This is a genomic window from Aureispira anguillae, from assembly GCF_026000115.1.
Taxonomy (GTDB): domain Bacteria; phylum Bacteroidota; class Bacteroidia; order Chitinophagales; family Saprospiraceae; genus Aureispira; species Aureispira anguillae.
In genome coordinates, this window is the sequence record NZ_AP026867.1 from 3,142,027 (window position 1) to 3,160,246 (window position 18,220).

Sequence of the window (18,220 nt, forward strand, 5' to 3'; positions counted from 1 at the left end):
CCACCCAACAACTAAACCCTACATTATCAATTGATTATTTATTAACTAAGATCTGTCGTACAACCTTTGGAAGCAGAAGAAACCGTTTGAGCATATTTCCACAAATACCCCCTTTTAACAGAACAAGAAGGCAAGACCCAATTGGCTTTTCTTTTTGCTATTTCTTCGGCTGTTAAATCAACAGCAATTGTATTTTGGATGGCATCAATTATAATTCTGTCACCATCTTTTAATAAGGCAATGACTCCCCCCTCAAATGCTTCTGGGGCAATGTGCCCAACCACAAAACCATGCGTCCCCCCTGAAAATCTTCCATCTGTAATCAAAGCAACCTCCTTTCCCAAACCTGCCCCCATGATAGCAGCAGTAGGTTTCAGCATTTCAGGCATTCCAGGCCCTCCCTTTGGACCAACGTAGCGAATAACAACAACCGTCCCTTTCTTAATTTTTCCCTGAGCAATGGCAAAATTAGCCGCTTTTTCGCTGTCAAAAACTTGAGCTAACCCCTCAAAATACTCTCCTTCTTTGCCTGTTATTTTAGCCACAGCACCTTCAGAAGCAAGATTTCCATACAAAATTCGAATATGTCCAGATGCTTTGATGGGATTGGATAATGGCTTGACAACATCTTGTTCAAAAGTTAATGAAGGGACCATTTCAAGGTTTTGAGCAATGGTCTTTCCTGTAATGGTTAGACAAGATCCATCCAACAGCCCCTGTTCTAACAAATACTTCATAACAACAGGAACGCCACCTATGCTGTGCAAATCCTCCATCAAATATTTCCCACTCGGTTTTAAATCTGCTAAGAATGGTGTTGTATCACTAATACGCTGAAAATCATCAATAGTCAAATCTAATTCCAAGGTTCTAGCCATTGCCAAAAGATGTAAAACAGCATTGGTTGAGCCTCCTAAAACCGTAATTAAACGCATTGCATTTTCAAACGCTGCTTTTGTCAGAATATCCCTTGGTTTAAGGTCTTGCTCTAACAATTGATACATTTGTAGTCCAGCGGCTTGACATTCTATCTTTTTTTCTTCGCTCACAGCGGGATTTGAAGAAGAGAATGGCAAACTAATGCCTAATGCTTCTATAGCCGCAGCCATGGTATTGGCGGTATACATCCCCCCACAAGATCCTGCTCCTGGGCAAGCTTTTTGAACAACCTGCTTGAAGTCTTGCTCTGTAATTGTTCCTCCTATCTTTTCTCCCAAAGCCTCAAATGCAGATACAATATCTAGTTTTTTGCCAACATGGCAACCACTGGCTATCGCCCCTCCATAAACTAAAATTGCAGGACGATTTAGCCGAGCAAAGGCTAACATGGCTCCAGGCATGTTTTTGTCACAGCCCACTACTGCAATTACAGCATCATAAGCCATTGCTTCTACAACCGTTTCTATGCTATCTGCAATAATTTCTCTAGAAGGCAAAGAATAACGCATACCCAGCGTTCCCATAGAAATTCCATCGCTGACACCAATTGTATTAAAAATAAGCCCCATTGCATCTGTTTCTTGAACACCTTTTTTTACCTCTTGGGCTAAATCATTTAAATGCATATTACAGGGGTTTCCTTCATAACCTGTACTCACAATACCAACTTGAGGTTTTTTGAGGTCTTCTTCTGTTAAACCTATTGCATGAAACATAGCTTGTGCAGCAGGTTGGGTTGGGTCTTGGGTAACTCGCTGGCTGTACTTATTTAATTTCATCTTGATTTTTTTTGTTAATACTCCGTTAATTAGCTAGTGCGCTAGCGCTTATGAGCTCCCTGAGGTCGGTTCGTTATCACTCGTGAGCCAGCAAGCTGGGTTCGGGTTTTCAACGGAGTAATGTTTTGTATGAAATTGGTTAATAATTCATTTGAGAAGTTTAAAAAATACAAAGTGGTTCTATCTCTAAAACCTTGCGCTGATAAGCTCTAAATAGCTGATAACCTAGGGTATCCTCCCATTTTAATTGAAATGGAACCTTATCCAAACTAGTAATGCCTTTTATGCCTGTAATAGTACCTGTAAAAAAAGCACCATCGGCTCCCCTTACTTCATCCGCTGTAAAATGTTCTTCTTTTAGGTCAATCTCTAATTGCTCGCATAACTCCAATACCGTAGCACGGGTAATTCCAGCAAAAATATCTTTGGTAGGGCTTGTATAAAGCACATTATCTTTTTCATAAAAAAAGTTAGCACTTGTCCCTTGGGCAACATATCCATTTTTATTGAGCAAAAGCGCTGCATCAAAACCTTTACGCTTGGCGTGATTATCCATAAATTTAGAGCTAGCATAAACTCCTGTCATTTTGGATTCAACAGGAAATATTCTATGATTAGGACATGGATATGGAGAGGTCATCAGCGCAAGTCCTTTATTTTCGACCAATTGATCCCAAGGCCAAGCCACCAACAAAAGATGTGAATTAAGAGCAGAATTTGACGCTTCTCCCCAATACACATAGGAACGAATATAAGCATCCTGCAACTTGTTTTTTTCGATCAACTGATACATCAACTGAATTAAATCATCTATGGAATAAGAAAAATCAAGCCCCATTTTTTTAGTTGAATTGAACAGTCGTTTACAATGTTCATGAGCTTTAAAAATAGCCAGACCTTCTGCTGTTTGATAAGAGCGAACACCTTCAAAAATAGCATTGTGTTCTCCCAATAATTTATGGAAAAAGGAACGCTGCACTTCTGCGTTCCTTAACCATTGTCCATCTAAGAACATTAGGGAATTTTGGTTGAGATGCATATTCATATTTTTATACAAATTATATTTTTACAAAAATTATTATTATTCAAGCCAAAAAAAAATCCTTCTCAATCTAAACGATGAGAAGGATTTTTTTTGTAACACACAAAACCTGTTCTCACCCTGTTTGGACGAAAAGAATAATAATGACCACAATAATTTGCTGTACACTAAGTATTCTGTTTTGCATGATAATTTTTATTTCTTAAGTTATTTTCCAAAAAAAAAAGCCTCCTTTTAAGTAAGGAGGCTTTTATATTTTATAAGTATATAAACAAATCCTCCCTAAAATAATTTTAGTGATACAACATTAATAATAATGATAATATTTGATTTGTTTAAAGACATTTTTTTCTGTTTTTGTATTTGATAAATCAAAGCTATTAATAAAAATAGAAAAGCGCAATTTTTTTTATTCTTTTATTTATTTTTTTTTCAAGATGCTCCAACACAAGCTAAATCAGCTATTTATTTTGTCTCTCTAGCAACACATATAATAAGTTATTACAAAACTTATTTCTTTTCATTTTGCTCAATTAGCCTACCTATACCTAAGGATAATTGGAACTATTCTTCTTTTTTGTTAACAATCTCATGAACGTAGTGCTCTCAACTTGCTGGTTCACTACCAAAGGGCGTTAAAAGCCCAATCAATCCATGGGAATTCAAAAACACATCCACATATAAAACACTATCTACCAACCTATTAAAGCAACAAAAAAACGTTGAACAACATAAAAACAATACAAAACTGGTTTGCATTAGCTATCCATCAAATCTAACTTTGTGAAAAATTAAGAAAAGAAGCTGCCCTACGAAAAGGGTAAAATTACTAATGACCAGAAATATTTTGTATTCCCTATAAACAAGAATATTCTTTACCCAATCAAAAGAAGAAAAGCTTTACGAATCATATTTAAAACCAAATTTAATGAAAAAATCACTCTTGGTATTTACCACCCTTATTTATTCCATCAATTCGACAACAACTAACAAGTTAAATATTATATAGTTACTAAAATATTCAATGATAACTAGCTTTATCCTTTTAGCTAGAATATCAATTGTGTCTTTGCCTCTATTTACAGCAAAAAAGCTATTTAATATTTTGTTTTTAATCGTTCTCCTCTAGCATTCGCATCAGAATATTTCACATTAATAAATTTTAATTATTGTAGCCTATCAATACTTTACCCCATCAATAGGATGGCGTAAAGCTGAGTATCTATTTGTTTGCTACAAACAAAAAACAACTTTATTTACTGTTATTATTATGAAAAAACTAACTTTATTTAAGTGCATCCTATTCCTTATGCTTTTTGTGAGCAATACAAATGCACAAACAAAACTTTGGGGAGTTGGTGCCCCAAACGGTCAAGCTGCTGCTGAATTTCAGACCAATTTTGTGCAATCAACAACTGCTGCTAATTATTCTGTTACAGAATGGACAGCATTGTCAATTAGTGATAGTAGCAACTCAACTGGTAGTGGGGCGAACATTCCTGGTGCAGCTTATTGGCAAAGAAGTACAACAGGTCTTTCACAAGGAGCCTACGCTATTTCTGAGCCTGCAAAATCTAATTCTGTAGCAAATGGCGTCGCTATTTTTGATTCTGATTTTTTAGATAATGGCGGAGTAGCAGGCGCATTTGGTACAGGAAGCTCTCCTGCTTATCAAAAAGCCGAACTAATTTCACCTAGAATGGATCTAACAGGAGCAACAGACTCTGCAATCATCGTTGAGTTTTACTCTTACTATCGCCATTTTAATGTAACAGAATATTCTGTTTCTGTCTCTGTTGATGATGGTGTTAGTTGGAGTTCTGCATTTGACATCAAATCACTACAATTTGCCCCCAGAAATAATCCTGTAGATGGAACGCTTCGTGTACTCTTTCCAAACGTTACAACAGGAGTATCAAACTTAACTCAATGTCGTGTAAAATTCACCTTCAATGGGCGTTATTATTTTACAATGCTAGATGATATTTTAGTAGAAACAGCACCAGAATATGACATTGCTATTGGTCTTCCAAGAGAGGTTGTATCGGGAAGTCATTACGAAGAAATAGGGGATATTGTTCGATTAAGTAACAATACACATCGACCATTGATCAACGTTGATCCCACTAACTTGGCAGACTGGATATGGGGAGCAAAAGTAGTAAATTATGGAACAAAAACCATTCAAGCAGCAAATGCTCCTAGCATCAAGTGTTCTATTGATTTTACAGATGCATCAGGAGTGACTACTTATGGCGTTTATTTGGACACTCTAGTAGGAGGACCAACGGATTCTATTTCTGCAAATGACCCGCTAGTTGGTGTTACCATGATCGATCATTTGAGAGAACTTGACTTTATTATATCCCATGGTGCAGGAACTTATAATGTCACTTATTGGGTAGAACACAATCTCACCGACGGAAGCCCTGTAAACGATACTGTTAAGCATGATTTTGTGATTACAGATAATCAAGGCGGAACAACATCTTATTATCTTACAAAATCAAAAGTATCCCCTTTAAATAACAGAGTTTATGGAGAGGATCGATTTACAATTGATCAACTCGCTTCTTTTGAGTATGGTTCAATCTACAGCTTCCCCCGTGGTGCAAGTGATAGTATTAAAATTGATTCTGTAGATTTTGTTTATTATTTAGCGGGAAATTTTACAGGACCAGCCAATCAAACGGTATTTGTTAATATTTATGAATACGTTGATGGTTCCAATGGAGGAACTTCAAATGGAAGTATAGAAGGAGCTGAATTAACAAAGATTGCCTTTGCAGCTGTCCCACTAACAGGTCTAGGGACAACAGTACCAACAAGAAGCTATACTTTGGCAACAGCGACCAACTTTGTTAATGCTACAGGTACGGGTTCTGTGCCTAGCTTGAAGGATAACGCCTATTATTATATAACATTAGAATTAAACCCATCTCAAACAGGTGGTTCACCATTATTGGGTACAAGTAATTCTCCCTTTTTAGCAGAAACTCGTTTAAATTATGCGCTTAATAGAGCTGGAACGTCAAGTGCTGGTCCCGTTAGTGCTACTACTGCAAAAGTAGTAAATAGTTCTGGCTCCATAGGTTTTTATGATAGCCTTTCTGACAATCACAAGGTCCCTTCAATAGGGATACACCTAAGTGCTTCGCCACTCAATTTAACTAAAATTACTAAAGTAGCAGCCAATGCAAAACTGGAGGTCTACCCCTCCCCAACTACAGATTACTTAACAATTGATGTTCAATTTAATGCCCCTACAGATGTACAATATGTTATAACAGATGTCTCTGGGCGTGTTGTTTATTTGAATCAAAGTAATTCTGTTAGCAAAGAAGAACATAAAGTAGATGTTAGTATGTTACCTTCAGGTGTTTACTTTATTGCAGCAAAAACCACTCAAGGTGTTTCTACCAAACGCATTGTAAAAAAATAACTGCTTATACTTCATACTCCCCAAAATACCATGTGCTTTGTAAACATTAAATTCTTTGATTTATCCCATAACACCATACCGCTGGTGTTGTGGGATTTTTACTAAGATTGATAGCCTCCAAGGTTATAATGCATTATTCCATACGTTCTGATATAAAACCCCTTATAGTCTTGTGTTTAATTTTTATATAACATATCTTTATAAGGTGTTCCTCAAAATTTATTGTCACCTACTTTTATAGCATTAAAGTTCTGTTGAACATTTAATTAATATCAGGAACATGTATACACACTTAAAATATATTATTCTACTCACCTTTATTTATTGTAGCCCAATACTCGCTCAAAACCACTCTTTTTCTTGGGCAAAACAAGCAGGGGGCAACAAAGCAGATGAAGGAAAATCTATTGCAATTGATAACGATGGGAATGTCTACACCACTGGCGAATATTCCTCCAACGGAGATTTTGATCCTGGCACAGGAGTGTTTAATTTAACGACAAACGATTGGAATTATCAGATTTTTGTGCAAAAATTAACCCCCGATGGCGATTTAATTTGGGCAAAAAGTTTTGGGGGGAATGGTTATGACCATGGCGAAAAAATTAGACTAGATGCGGATGGCAATATCTATGTTACAGGTTGGTTTGAGAATACGGTTGATTTTGCTGGGTTTACAAAGACCGCCAGTGGTTTAAGAGACATTTTTTTACTAAAAATGTCCTCTTCTGGCACAGTGCTTTGGGTAGAAACTTTTGGAGGAGCTGGTTATACGACTCCTAATGATTTAATTATAGATGATGCCATGAACATCTATATGACTGGAGGATTCTCCGTATCAGCAACTTTTGGTTCGCAAACATTCACCTCAAATGGTGCACACGATGCTTTTGTGCTAAAAATGGATCAAGGAAGAAATTTACAGTGGGTCAATACTCTAGGTGGCAATGGCTCTGACATTGCCATTTCGGTAGAAGTTGATCGCAATAAAAATGTCTATACAACAGGAGCTTTTACTGGTACCGTTGACTTTGACCCTAGTTCAAATAATAGTTACTACCTAAGTTCCACTTCTTCTGTAGAGGATACCTACATTCAAAAATTAGATTCGGCTGGTCATTTGGTATGGGCAAAATCTTTTGGGGCAGATTGGGAAGATCATCCTTATGATATTCACCTTGATAAAAATGAAGATTTATACATTATTGGTCGCTTCGGTTTGACCATCGATTTTGATCTTGGTCCTAATACATTTTTTTTAACAGGCAATGGAAGTTTGGATGCTTACCTTTTAAAAATAGATACGGCAGGACAATTTATTTGGGCTAAAAGCTGGGGGGCATCAAGTGATGATTATGGTATGTCCGTAACAACGGACGATGAAGGTAATGTTTATACAGGGGGGTATTTCTTTGGCTTTGTAGACTTTGACCCTGGTCCTAACGAACGCTCTCTTTGGTCTAAAGGTAATGGAGATTTTTTTCTCACCAAACTTACTTCGAATGGTGATTTTTTGTGGGCAAAATCAGGTGGAGGTCCTGTTTTTGATATTGCTTGGGAAATTGCTTTAAACCCCAAAAAGGAATTATATATGGTGGGAGAATTTACCTTTACAGGAAATTTTCATACCGACTTTGGAACCTATAATATGACAGCAAATAGCAATGGACATTCCGATGTTCTTTTATTAAAACTAGACTATTGCGCCCCTTCTGACTCTACCTTGGTGGTTGCTAGTTGCGAACCTTATTTAGCTCCTAATAATCAGACTTACGATTCTAGCGGTCAGTATATCGTTCGTTTGTCCAATGCAAAAGGCTGTGATAGCATTCTTACCATCAACCTAACTCGGTATGAAATACCAGTGTCTCTTTTTTCAAGAAATGATTCTTTATTTGCGGTTACGGATACTAATCTTACTTATAAATGGTACGATTGTCAGTCACAAACCTATATCAACAATGAAACCGCTCCATTTCTACGACCAAGTAATTCTGGCAGCTATGCAGTAGAGGTTTCTAATGGTCAATGTTCGGTACGTTCTTCATGCTTTTTATTAGATTTAAATCTCGATTTGTTAATTTATCCAAACCCAACTGCGGGAAATATTTCTATTAATAAGAATCATCATGGAGAAATTACGGCTAAGGTTTATGATGCCATTGGAGAACTCATCGGTACAGCACTATTAGACGATCAAATTACTACGTTAGATCTTTCAAGGTATCCATCAGGGGTTTATATGCTTGTTTTAGAGCATCAACAAGGGATTAGTACGCATAAAATAATAAGGGAATAAGATTATTGGTAATGAGCAAGTTGCTGTTTTGGAGCTCCACAAATTTTTTTTTCAAAAAAAAAGCTCCTCCCTTACTGATCGGGAGAAGCTTTCTATCGTTAAACACCTATCTAAACTTTTTTTGACCTAAAGTTCAACCTTATAGGCTATAGCAAGTACAATATCCTCTATGTCTTCTACATTCAAGGCATTGGTGGGAGCGGTATGGTTTAACGTTAAGTTCCATCCTCCAATACCATCATTAGGGCTAGGATTAACTGCTAACGCCGCCTTATTCCCTGTTGCTCCTGTTACATTGACTGCGGTTCCTCCTACTGGTAATACATCAAGATCATAATTTATAGCCGTTCCATCTTTGGATAAAACATACAAGCTAAAAGTTGTAATTTCCCTATTACTACCAAACTTGGTGAAGAAAGGATAGTGTTGAGACTGCAACTCAAAATTTAATTCATGACTTGTCACCCCTGTTGGAGGGCTTACAAAACGATGCCAAGCGGTACCAAATTCTTGCTTTAAACTCATCAATATCGTTGGCTGATTCATTGCATTTAATCGGTTCAAAACTGTCTTGGTATGATCAAAAGCTGCGCCTTGTAAAGCAGCACCACCTTCTTTGGCACAATAACGGATGGTCAATACAACATCAGAAATAGAACGATAATCAAATTGTTGTATCTCTGGCAATGACAAAGACCATCGACTAATTACCCCTGCGCCTTCAAACGGTAAATAACGCTCGTCATTAAAATTCAACTCAAAGACACCGCTATCATTTTGTGCATTAGAGATGGCAACGGATTCAGACATACCATAACTTACTTCATAATTATCTTCATGTTCGTAGGTGTTGCTAATAATTGCGCTTGATCGAACCGTACTTCTAGTCATTGATAAGGTACAAGCCACATTTGTATGTGGACCAACAATGCAAGGAATAGAAACCGAAACTGCTTTTATTCGTCTCATAAAGTGCCCTGGATAATCCATGTCAAACCACCACTCTGGGATCTCTATTTCACAAGTACCTGTTAACTTAAGTGTTAGTAAAGCACTGGGTGTTAATTGACGCAGTGAAATTTGCTTAGTCAGTTCATAATTGCGCTTATTTTGTTCTACATAAGCCGCCTCCATTTTGTTAATGGCCAACATCAACTTATCTCCAGACAATAGTCCTTTCTTTAAACTATCCCAATAACCAAATTGAATAAAAGGCAAGCTTGTATTTGGCAACGCTAGTTCATAACGCATACTTTTTTCTGCTCGTTTAGCCATATCAAAAGCCAATTGGTAGGCTTGGAAATAAATGGTAGACAACTGTGAAGCCATCCAAGAATACAGCTCTTTGTTGGTATACTTTGTTTTGAGGTACTCTTCTTCCGATTTGGCATTTTCAATCTGCAACTGATGGTTGTCCAAATCTTTTTCAGCAAGCGCCAATCGAATTTTTGCTGCTGCAAGTTGTTTATCAATTTGCTCACTTTCTTTGTTTGCTAATTCTAGTTGCAAGTCCCACTCCTCTTGACGACGTTTGTAGCCGCCTTTTTGGCTGGCTAATCCAGCTTCTTTTTGCACAACTCCTGAAATTCCAGCAATTGCACTAGCTGTTATTGAAAGAGATTTTGAAATTTGTGTTCCTCCAAAAGTAACTACAGCTACAGGAGATGCAGCTATACCAGAACTTCCAAATTCAAAATCAGGGATAAAGGCAGTTCCTGAAGCAATATTGGACAAAACAGTACTCGCAATATCAAGCCCTATTGAACTTCTCCCTAATTCCAAAGACAAGTTTTCTTCTTGAATCATAAATTCTCTATTCGCATAAAAATCCTTGCGATATAGCGCCGAAGCTTTAGACAATTCTAAACTTTGAATATTCTCTTTGGCTTCTTCTATCTGTAATTTTTTTAGGCTCACCATCGCATCCAACAATTTTAGCCCATTTGCAGATTGCAACAGTGCCATTCCCTCCGAGTCTTTGGCTTGAAGTGCACTCAACAAACTTTGCCCCAATGATTTTACTTCGCCACAAAATTGAATGGCTAATCTTGATAGGGTTCTATATTTATAATTCGAACGAGGGGAACTTAAATCACTAATTACGCTATTTAAATCAACCCCATTTGCCGTAGCATTTACCAATAAGGCAGGGTCTATAGGTGGAGCAAACAAGGGCAACTGTCGAACCACTCCATCAATATTCATACAATGACGAATCTTAAATAAGCGGTCTTCTACCAAATCCCAATAACCTAACAGTTTATCATTCTTAGGAATGCAGAAATATTTGGTACGCAACACAGGAACTTTGGGCTGAAAAAACTCATCATCCAATGGGTTATAAATACTGACTGAGGACGAATTCCAACTCACCAAACCTTCCAGTATAATTTCTAAATCGGTGTTAGAAAAACTATCCAAACCTGAAATGGAAAGCTCTTGATAATTTTGTTCTGCCGTCTGAAGTGGCGTGACTTCTTCGGGTCGTTTGCCTAGTATTTCATAAGCAAAAATATACATCAATGAAGCTTGATTGATGGATTCCATTGTGTCCCTTCTAAACAGTTGATCCCCCCAAGCGATCAAATTATCAATGTATTTCATGACCACTGTTTTCTGAAAAGCAACAGGGCGATAACGAGCAATAAGATGGGGCTTAAATGGATTATCCTTCCATATATTAATGGCTTTTATCACCTCCGAGTTGCCTGTATTATTTAGTAAATTTTGGATTTGTGCTGCTTGATAATCCCCTTGTTGATGTTTATAGAAGGGTTTAGTAATCCAAAAATGACTGGTTGGCGAAGCTTGGGTAGGATCTTGATCGGTATCCGTAGGATTAAAGATAAAGTGAAACCAACGCATTGCTTCTTCAAAGCGTTGATTTTTGCTTAGTTCAGTTGCTATTAATAAAGGAATATGGAAAAAAGTCTCCCAGTTGTAGATAGAATAAGTGCCTTTCAAAGAAAAATCAACAACATCTTCATTTGTAATATATTGCGAAACATTCGCAGTAGGGCGATAAACGTCCATAAATCTAAACCCATTGTCTTGATCCATCTGAGTTGTTCTAGATAACAAGCTGTCAACCCCTCCACTGTTTAACGAACCTATAAATGCTCTCGTATAAGGGTGGTACATGGGGTAATAACTATATGCAAGTGATAAGCCTGAACGATCTGCCTGATTTTCTTCATAATTAAGATAAAACGTTCGTAACTCATCTTGATACAATGCCTGTCGAATTCTTTTCCTTCCCTCTTGTGTCTCTTCCATAGGGTAAAACACTTTAAACTTAGCAGTCGCTTTTTCTAGTAAGAGTTCCCTTGTTGCAGCGTCTTTAAATAAGATCAGGTGCTCATGATTAGGATTGTCAATTTTATTTCCTGTCAAATAATTGTATTCAAAATGCAAGGTGTCAGGATATTCTAATTCATGGGATCGTTCCTCATCTGTCATTCGAGCCAATAAACGGCCTTCTTCCCCAAAGCTGCTATAAATATAATTGTAAGAGTCAGAATGCTCTAGTTTTGCTGCCTTTGTAAGGTTAGTATTAGGAGTTCCTCCCATTTTAGTTCTCTTATTAGAAGGTATGCTTATTGTTTTTTCAGGGCGAGGGTAATTAACATTTTTATTTCGATTCGCTAGAAAATTATTCAACTCTTGCCTTGTCATTGATGTCCAACCTGAACCTGGATCCCAAACCGAAATTTTGGAAAGCCCATTTTCAGTAAATGCTCCTCTAACTACTGGTGTAAAATAATCGGTATTCCAGTCTGGCGTTGCTCTTATTTTACTATTTAGAGGATCTTGATTATTCCCATCATTCGTTGGCCAAGAATAACTACCATAATTTGTAATATAACGCTTATTTAGCCAATCAATCTTATCAATATAGACAGAACCTCGTGCATCGAGTAATGTCACAGTGTGATAAATAGGAGAAACCAATACATTTACAAACCAATATTCTCCATCAATTCCATACAGTTTAACCTGTCGAACAAAACCATCAAAAACAAAAGAGGCAGAATGAAAAGGCTTAACTGTTTCGTTAAATCTTGTATCGGTGAGGTATTCATACTTTTCATTGAATTGATTGTGAAAATACGTATCGTTAAACTCCAACGAAGTAGAAACATAGATATCCAACCATAAATCTTCATTCTTGCCTCTAGGGCGTAAATGCAAGGAATAATGTGGTCTAGGCCATGGGTGAATTAATTTTCGTTTGGATACTTTTTTAGGGATCCAACCTTCTTCTTTTAATACAGTCCAAGCCAATTGAATTTCTTTGTAGTGCGTTGCTTCAGGAGAAAAACTAGCCCCATCACTTTTTTCTTTAACAGCAGGCAATTTTTCTTGCTTTTGAGGTTTTTCTAAAATCTCTAACCAAAAAATATGCACTCGATTATTATAAACATAAGGAACAGCATGATCACCTTTAATATCCACCTCCACTTTTTCCCAAGCAGTCCAAATTTTATCCTTTTGTCTTCGATAATAATAAGTACTTGGATGTTCTTTGGTTCTTGCTAAAACATGAACGACTTCCCTTTCATTTTCAACACTTTTACACATACCCATCATATCCATATTCGCTACCTCATGTACCTTTAATAGATAATTGGTAAAGACCTTCTCAACATTATCATGGGTAATTTCACTTTGAAGCAGTTCATCTTCAAATGCTTTAAAAAATTCTGATTTATCATCTCTAAGTGCTGGTTCGATCCAATTTTCGGGATATAAAAATACTTTTCGATTGGCTTCCCAGACTCTATAATTTTGAATCCATTTCCACTGTGACCATTGTTTTATGGTTTGATTATCAATCAAAACACTCATTGGTTCTAAGCTTAATTGGCAACGTTGTACGAATAATTGCGTTGAGCTAATGGCTTGCTTGATCCTCGAAGTTAATTGGCAAGCACTCATTTTGGGATCAATTAAATAATAATTGAACAAATCCTCTACAGAACGCTGAACAACATTCCCTGCCGCATCATATTTCATCGCATAAGCAATCAGCGCATCTCGTTTTTCTATCCGTACAAAATCCTGAATCCGTTGTTGCGTTTTAAGCCATGCACTAGCATCCAATTTAGCATTCAGTGCATTTTTAATCTGATGATGTGTCGTTTTAAAAGTAGCAATGTTCATCTTACGCCATTCTAAAACATCGTTATGATTGGCAGGCAACATGGTTAATAAACCAACAGCTTGTTGCAATTGATCATAGGTCTCAACCGTTTGATACCTTGTTCCATTCGCTCCAAAAGTAAAATGACTATGCACTACTTTTAAAGCCGTTAAATCCAAACCTGTCCAATCTGACAACAACTCTTGTATCGTCACCAAATCCGCATTTAAACCACTAACGGCCAAGGGTAAAATATCAAATAAACGGCTGGTATCATTTGCCCCAAATTGGCGACTAAACTGTACAAATTTCCAAGTATTTCGCCAACTACTATACGACAAATTACTCAGGCTATTATTAATCGGCAACTGCTCAAAATCTAAGGTATTCATTGCCGTTTTATACGTTACAAATCCTTTCAATTCTTGAAGCGACAAATCCCATTGATTAACGATAAAAGCCGTTTTATGAAAGAAATAATAGGCTTCAAAAATAGTTAGAGGAACAAAAGAAACGTTGCTCATACTATAGCCAAATAAATTCCTCATCAAACTAGCACTATTCGCTGTATTTGGATGTTCCAAATCCAAAAAATAAGCTGCAATTTCCTCTGAAACAGAAAATGTTTGTGCAATAAATTCTACAATAAGCACTCGATTGATGTGCCAATGTAAGATATTATACACCATCTTCACTCGAATGTTTTGTTCCGTTTGAATATCGGCTAAACTACTAGGAACAGGAAGGGCTAATTGTTGCTTAAGGCTATTAATATAATCCTCAGGAGCCCAAGCACTAAAAGCTGCATCAACAAAAGCATCTCTATCCGTTGCTGATCCAGTCCATGTTTGCTTCAAAACAAGATCGATCATTTGTGTAAGAACAGCAGCATCTTCAAAATAACCAATCTTAGGCAATTGGCGTTCTAAAACGAGATCATAGGTGTCATTGCTAACAAATAAAGCATCATAAGCGGTTTGTAAATCATCATTTAAAGCCGTTTGCCATGTATTGATTTGGTTGTTACTAACATAGCTTTGAAGGGCATCGCTTTTAAGTAAATAATGAATAGAACCTACCGTCATTCCTGATTGTTGAATGGTTGTAAATTCCCTCAGAAAAGCTATTGAAGAAGCAACATTAAGAAACGGATTGGTTTGTGTTAATGCCACTGTTCCCATTAATTCGGCGACTGTTATGTCTAGATATTGAGCTAAACTTACTTGTTTGTAAATTGCAGAAAGGACAAATAAATGTGAAAAACCAGCGCCTGCATGTTGTTCTATAATCGCAACAACCGTATCTCGGTCTGCGCCTACTGCCATTGCAATATAAGCCATTAACTCAGGATCAGCCGTATTGATATTTCCTGTAGCAGTCCCTACAGTACTAACCTCAAACTGGCTTTTTAACGCAGGATTTAATAAAGGATTCAGGTATATTTGTTCGTACAAAGATTTTATGGCTTTGTTAGAAGCATCCAAACGCTCGTGTATATTAATCGCTCCATAAAGTGCCAAACACTTGTCTACCGACCAGTCCAATTGCTGTTGCAATTGATGAAATTCGTAAATAGCTACAAAATTTGCAGCAGTTAAATCGTTCACACCAACTTTAGGATCTACTATAACCAAATCCAATTCCCAAAGCTCCCAATTCGTATACTTCCACAAACGCAGAAAACGCCAAATTCGATCTACTTCATGCTGACCAAGTCCCATAATTTCTTGACCAGACAAACCACAACTGTTTACTGGGCGATTAATCGTTATGCTACCTGTTGGATTGATGAAGCGACCTTGTAACAACTCAATTAATTGTTTATAAGACAGCTGATGATCGTCCAAAAAAGTCTTAACATTACGTCCCGTTCCAGCATTTGGCGTCCAAGGTAGCTGACTTACATCTGTCAGAGGAACTGTAATGGCGATTGCCTCTTTAGTAGGAATCTTAAAATAAGCACAAGCCTTACCAAAATCTTCAGTAGCATCTTTTTGTAAAACATCAATTAATTGATGGTAAGAAACGCCTAAGGTTTCTAAATATAAATGCGCTTCTGATTGCCATAAATTAAAGGCATTATAAGAAGCATACGGTTTTGTTAGATTAGCCAGTTCGTCATAAACGGCTTCTTGTACATATTCTGGCATGGCTCTTAGTTCAGCAGCCTTCCAGGTCGTGTTACGAGTAACATAAGCAGGATCTTCACTAATTGCCTGTTCTAAAACCTCACAAACCAAATCAATATAGGGTAATGGTGTATTGGTGTTCTTGCAATTCAGATCAATATACTCCAAATCAGGACGGCGAGCCAATAAGGCTGCCTTTGCATTTGCATAAGGACTAACTGCTGAGCGTTGTCCAAGCCAATGCAACACATCGGTTAAATAAGCTGCTGGACTATAAACGGAACGACAATGTTCACAGGTACAATAATCATTGGCACCAAATAGATTTTCTAAATCAGGAATGCCCTCAATCGTGTCATTGATAACTGGATTATTTGTTGTCAAATTAATTAAAGCATGTGGACTCACATTATTAAATGCATTTCCATAAGTAGCCTGTAAACCTGTGGTTAAAGCAACCATGTGATTTGCTGCATTGGCAACTTGGGTAGCTGTTCCTGAGCCAGATGGTGAGGCACCAAATAAAGGCATTAAACCTTGTGTCCCCAACTGCTGTGCCTGATGAGCACTGTGAATTCCATTGTCTAGTAAGATAGCCGCAGCATTCGAGTTTGGCGCAATACGCTGAATTCGTTGCACCGTTTTAAGTTCTTCAATCGTTTGTTTCTCCAGTTCTAGATTATTGTTTTTAATAAAACTGTCTAGATGATTTTCCTTTAGATTCAAATTAGGATAATTATCCGCTAAGACTTCCAGTTCATCAATTTTATTCAGTTGATGGTTTGCCGTTCGTTTCGTCGCTGCTATTGTTGCTACATCTGGCGCAAAAGATTCGGCAGTTGTTTTCATTTGCGGTATTAAACTTTCTTGATCTCCTAAAAAGGATTCCCAATGTTGTTCCGACCATTTAGCAAAATCACTCACCTTCAAAATTGGAGCAGCAGCCCCTTCTTTGGAACTTGTTCCCTCTAAGGCTTCAGCTGTTGTGAACTGTGCTTTTAATTGCAAAATAAGGGGTTCAGAATAATTGGCTAAGGTAGAAAGTTGATACTCCTTGGTCAATGCTTCTGCTGTTTTTGTCGTAACAGCTCCATTTTCTTCTAAAGCTGCAATAAAGGCTGGTGAAAACTCAGGTCGCTTGGCAAAGGCATCAACAATTGCTAGTTGCTCTTCACCAGTCAAGGTAATTGCTCCTAGAATTTCTCCCAAAGTCATTTTATTGGCAATGAGTGGTTTTGTTAAAGCCATCTCATTGCGAGCAGCTTGCAGTTCTGCTTTTACCTGATTTAGCTTATTGGTGGTCGTAATGAGTAGCATATTATGCTCCACAGCAATGGATAATGCCTGATCTTGTAGTTCTTTCGCCGTTAATAATAATGAAATTGATGTTTGCTCTACTAACGTAGTCATCCAAGGTTCCCATTCAGACAATTCATCAGACAATAGATAACTCGGCAAACTGGCAGGCAATCCTTGCACTATAAAACTGTAAATTACATCTGCGGTAAGGTAAGCGTACGATTTCAAAGAATCGGCTACTCGATGCGCAAGCACCAATTGCATAATATGATGCCCTCGAATTCCTGTTGTTTTATACAAATGAGTGACATCTTGATGTTCTTCACTTTCTTGAATTTCTGCAATTGGCATACCATCCAAAAAACAATTCAATTTTTCAACTTTTTCTTCGAAATCAGAGCTTCCTAGATAAGGCTGCTCGCCTTCTGTAAAATTTGCCCAAACAACAGCAGTGGCATTAAAAAAGGTTAAGTGTTCAAGTTCCTGTCCTTCTTTATCATATCGTTTAACAACAAGATGAAAGGTTTCCTTTGGCTGAGTCGTTTTAGCATCAATAGGCACTTCATAGTTCACTTCATAAGTGCCATTTTCGGTTGTTGTTGCTTCACCTAATAAAACTTCCTTGTTTCTCAGCAATTTTTCAAAGACCTTTACAGAAGCATTTGGAATATTTTCCCAATACGCATTTCGAATCGTTCCTCGTACTTGATAACTATTATTACTAAGTTCCTTGGTCGAATTTAGTGCTTCTTGCTGTATTTTATCCTCATAAAGATTGTTGATTAAGGAAATCGTAGCTTGGTCTACTACGCCACTTATTTCTAGTTTGTGCTGTTCTTGGAGCTGCTCCAGATAAGATTTAATTGCTTCTGGAAGCACTCCTTTTTCATCGGTTTTTACATTAAAAACTTCGCCTCGGATATAGCCTAATACTTCTACGAGGTTTTTAATGTGTTCAAGGTTTTGGATGTCAAAATCCAAAGGGATAGTTTGCATAGTTTTCTATGTTTTTAGGGTTTAATGATTACTAAATATCTTTTTTATAAAATAGAGGGTCTGTTCCTTGCTTGTTATAACAAATAAGGAATCTATATTTAAATCTATATTTTTCTTCATTTTGAAATACTCCAAATAAGAGCAGCAGGTCT

The 18,220-nt window shown here is 37.1% G+C and carries 5 protein-coding genes; 2 read left to right on the forward strand and 3 right to left on the reverse strand.

Annotation, left to right across the window (positions count from 1 at the left end):
- Positions 1-41 precede the first annotated feature (41 nt).
- Positions 42-1,718 carry a dihydroxy-acid dehydratase gene (gene ilvD, locus AsAng_RS12210; RefSeq protein WP_264793071.1) on the reverse strand — a complete coding sequence of 559 codons (1,677 nt, stop codon included), beginning with the start codon at positions 1,716-1,718 and terminating at the stop codon, positions 42-44.
- A 160-nt stretch (positions 1,719-1,878) separates the two neighbouring features.
- Complete coding sequence (locus AsAng_RS12215; protein ID WP_264793072.1) at positions 1,879-2,757, reverse strand: aminotransferase class IV; 879 nt, start codon at positions 2,755-2,757, stop codon at positions 1,879-1,881.
- A gap of 1,273 nt (positions 2,758-4,030) precedes the next feature.
- Between AsAng_RS12215 and AsAng_RS12220 the strand changes: the two genes are divergently transcribed.
- Positions 4,031-6,202 carry a T9SS type A sorting domain-containing protein gene (locus AsAng_RS12220; RefSeq protein WP_264793073.1) on the forward strand — a complete coding sequence of 724 codons (2,172 nt, stop codon included), beginning with the start codon at positions 4,031-4,033 and terminating at the stop codon, positions 6,200-6,202.
- Positions 6,203-6,482: 280 nt separating this feature from the next.
- On the forward strand, positions 6,483-8,501 hold the full coding sequence (locus AsAng_RS12225; protein ID WP_264793074.1) for an SBBP repeat-containing protein: 2,019 nt from the start codon (positions 6,483-6,485) through the stop codon (positions 8,499-8,501).
- 126 nt (positions 8,502-8,627) lie between these two features.
- Here the strand turns inward: AsAng_RS12225 and AsAng_RS12230 are convergent, their stop codons facing one another.
- Positions 8,628-18,068: a Tc toxin subunit A-related protein gene (locus tag AsAng_RS12230; RefSeq protein ID WP_264793075.1), complete on the reverse strand. Its 9,441-nt coding sequence runs from the start codon at positions 18,066-18,068 to the stop codon at positions 8,628-8,630.
- Positions 18,069-18,220 lie beyond the last annotated feature (152 nt).

Bases quoted from the DNA above. Each gene is read 5' to 3' on its own strand.
- ilvD (WP_264793071.1), bottom strand. From the start codon at position 1,718: ATGAAATTAAATAAGTACAGCCAGCGAGTTACCCAAGACCCAACCCAA.
- AsAng_RS12230 (WP_264793075.1), bottom strand. From the start codon at position 18,068: ATGCAAACTATCCCTTTGGATTTTGACATCCAAAACCTTGAACACATT.
- AsAng_RS12220 (WP_264793073.1), top strand. From the start codon at position 4,031: ATGAAAAAACTAACTTTATTTAAGTGCATCCTATTCCTTATGCTTTTT.
- AsAng_RS12215 (WP_264793072.1), bottom strand. From the start codon at position 2,757: ATGCATCTCAACCAAAATTCCCTAATGTTCTTAGATGGACAATGGTTA.
- AsAng_RS12225 (WP_264793074.1), top strand. From the start codon at position 6,483: ATGTATACACACTTAAAATATATTATTCTACTCACCTTTATTTATTGT.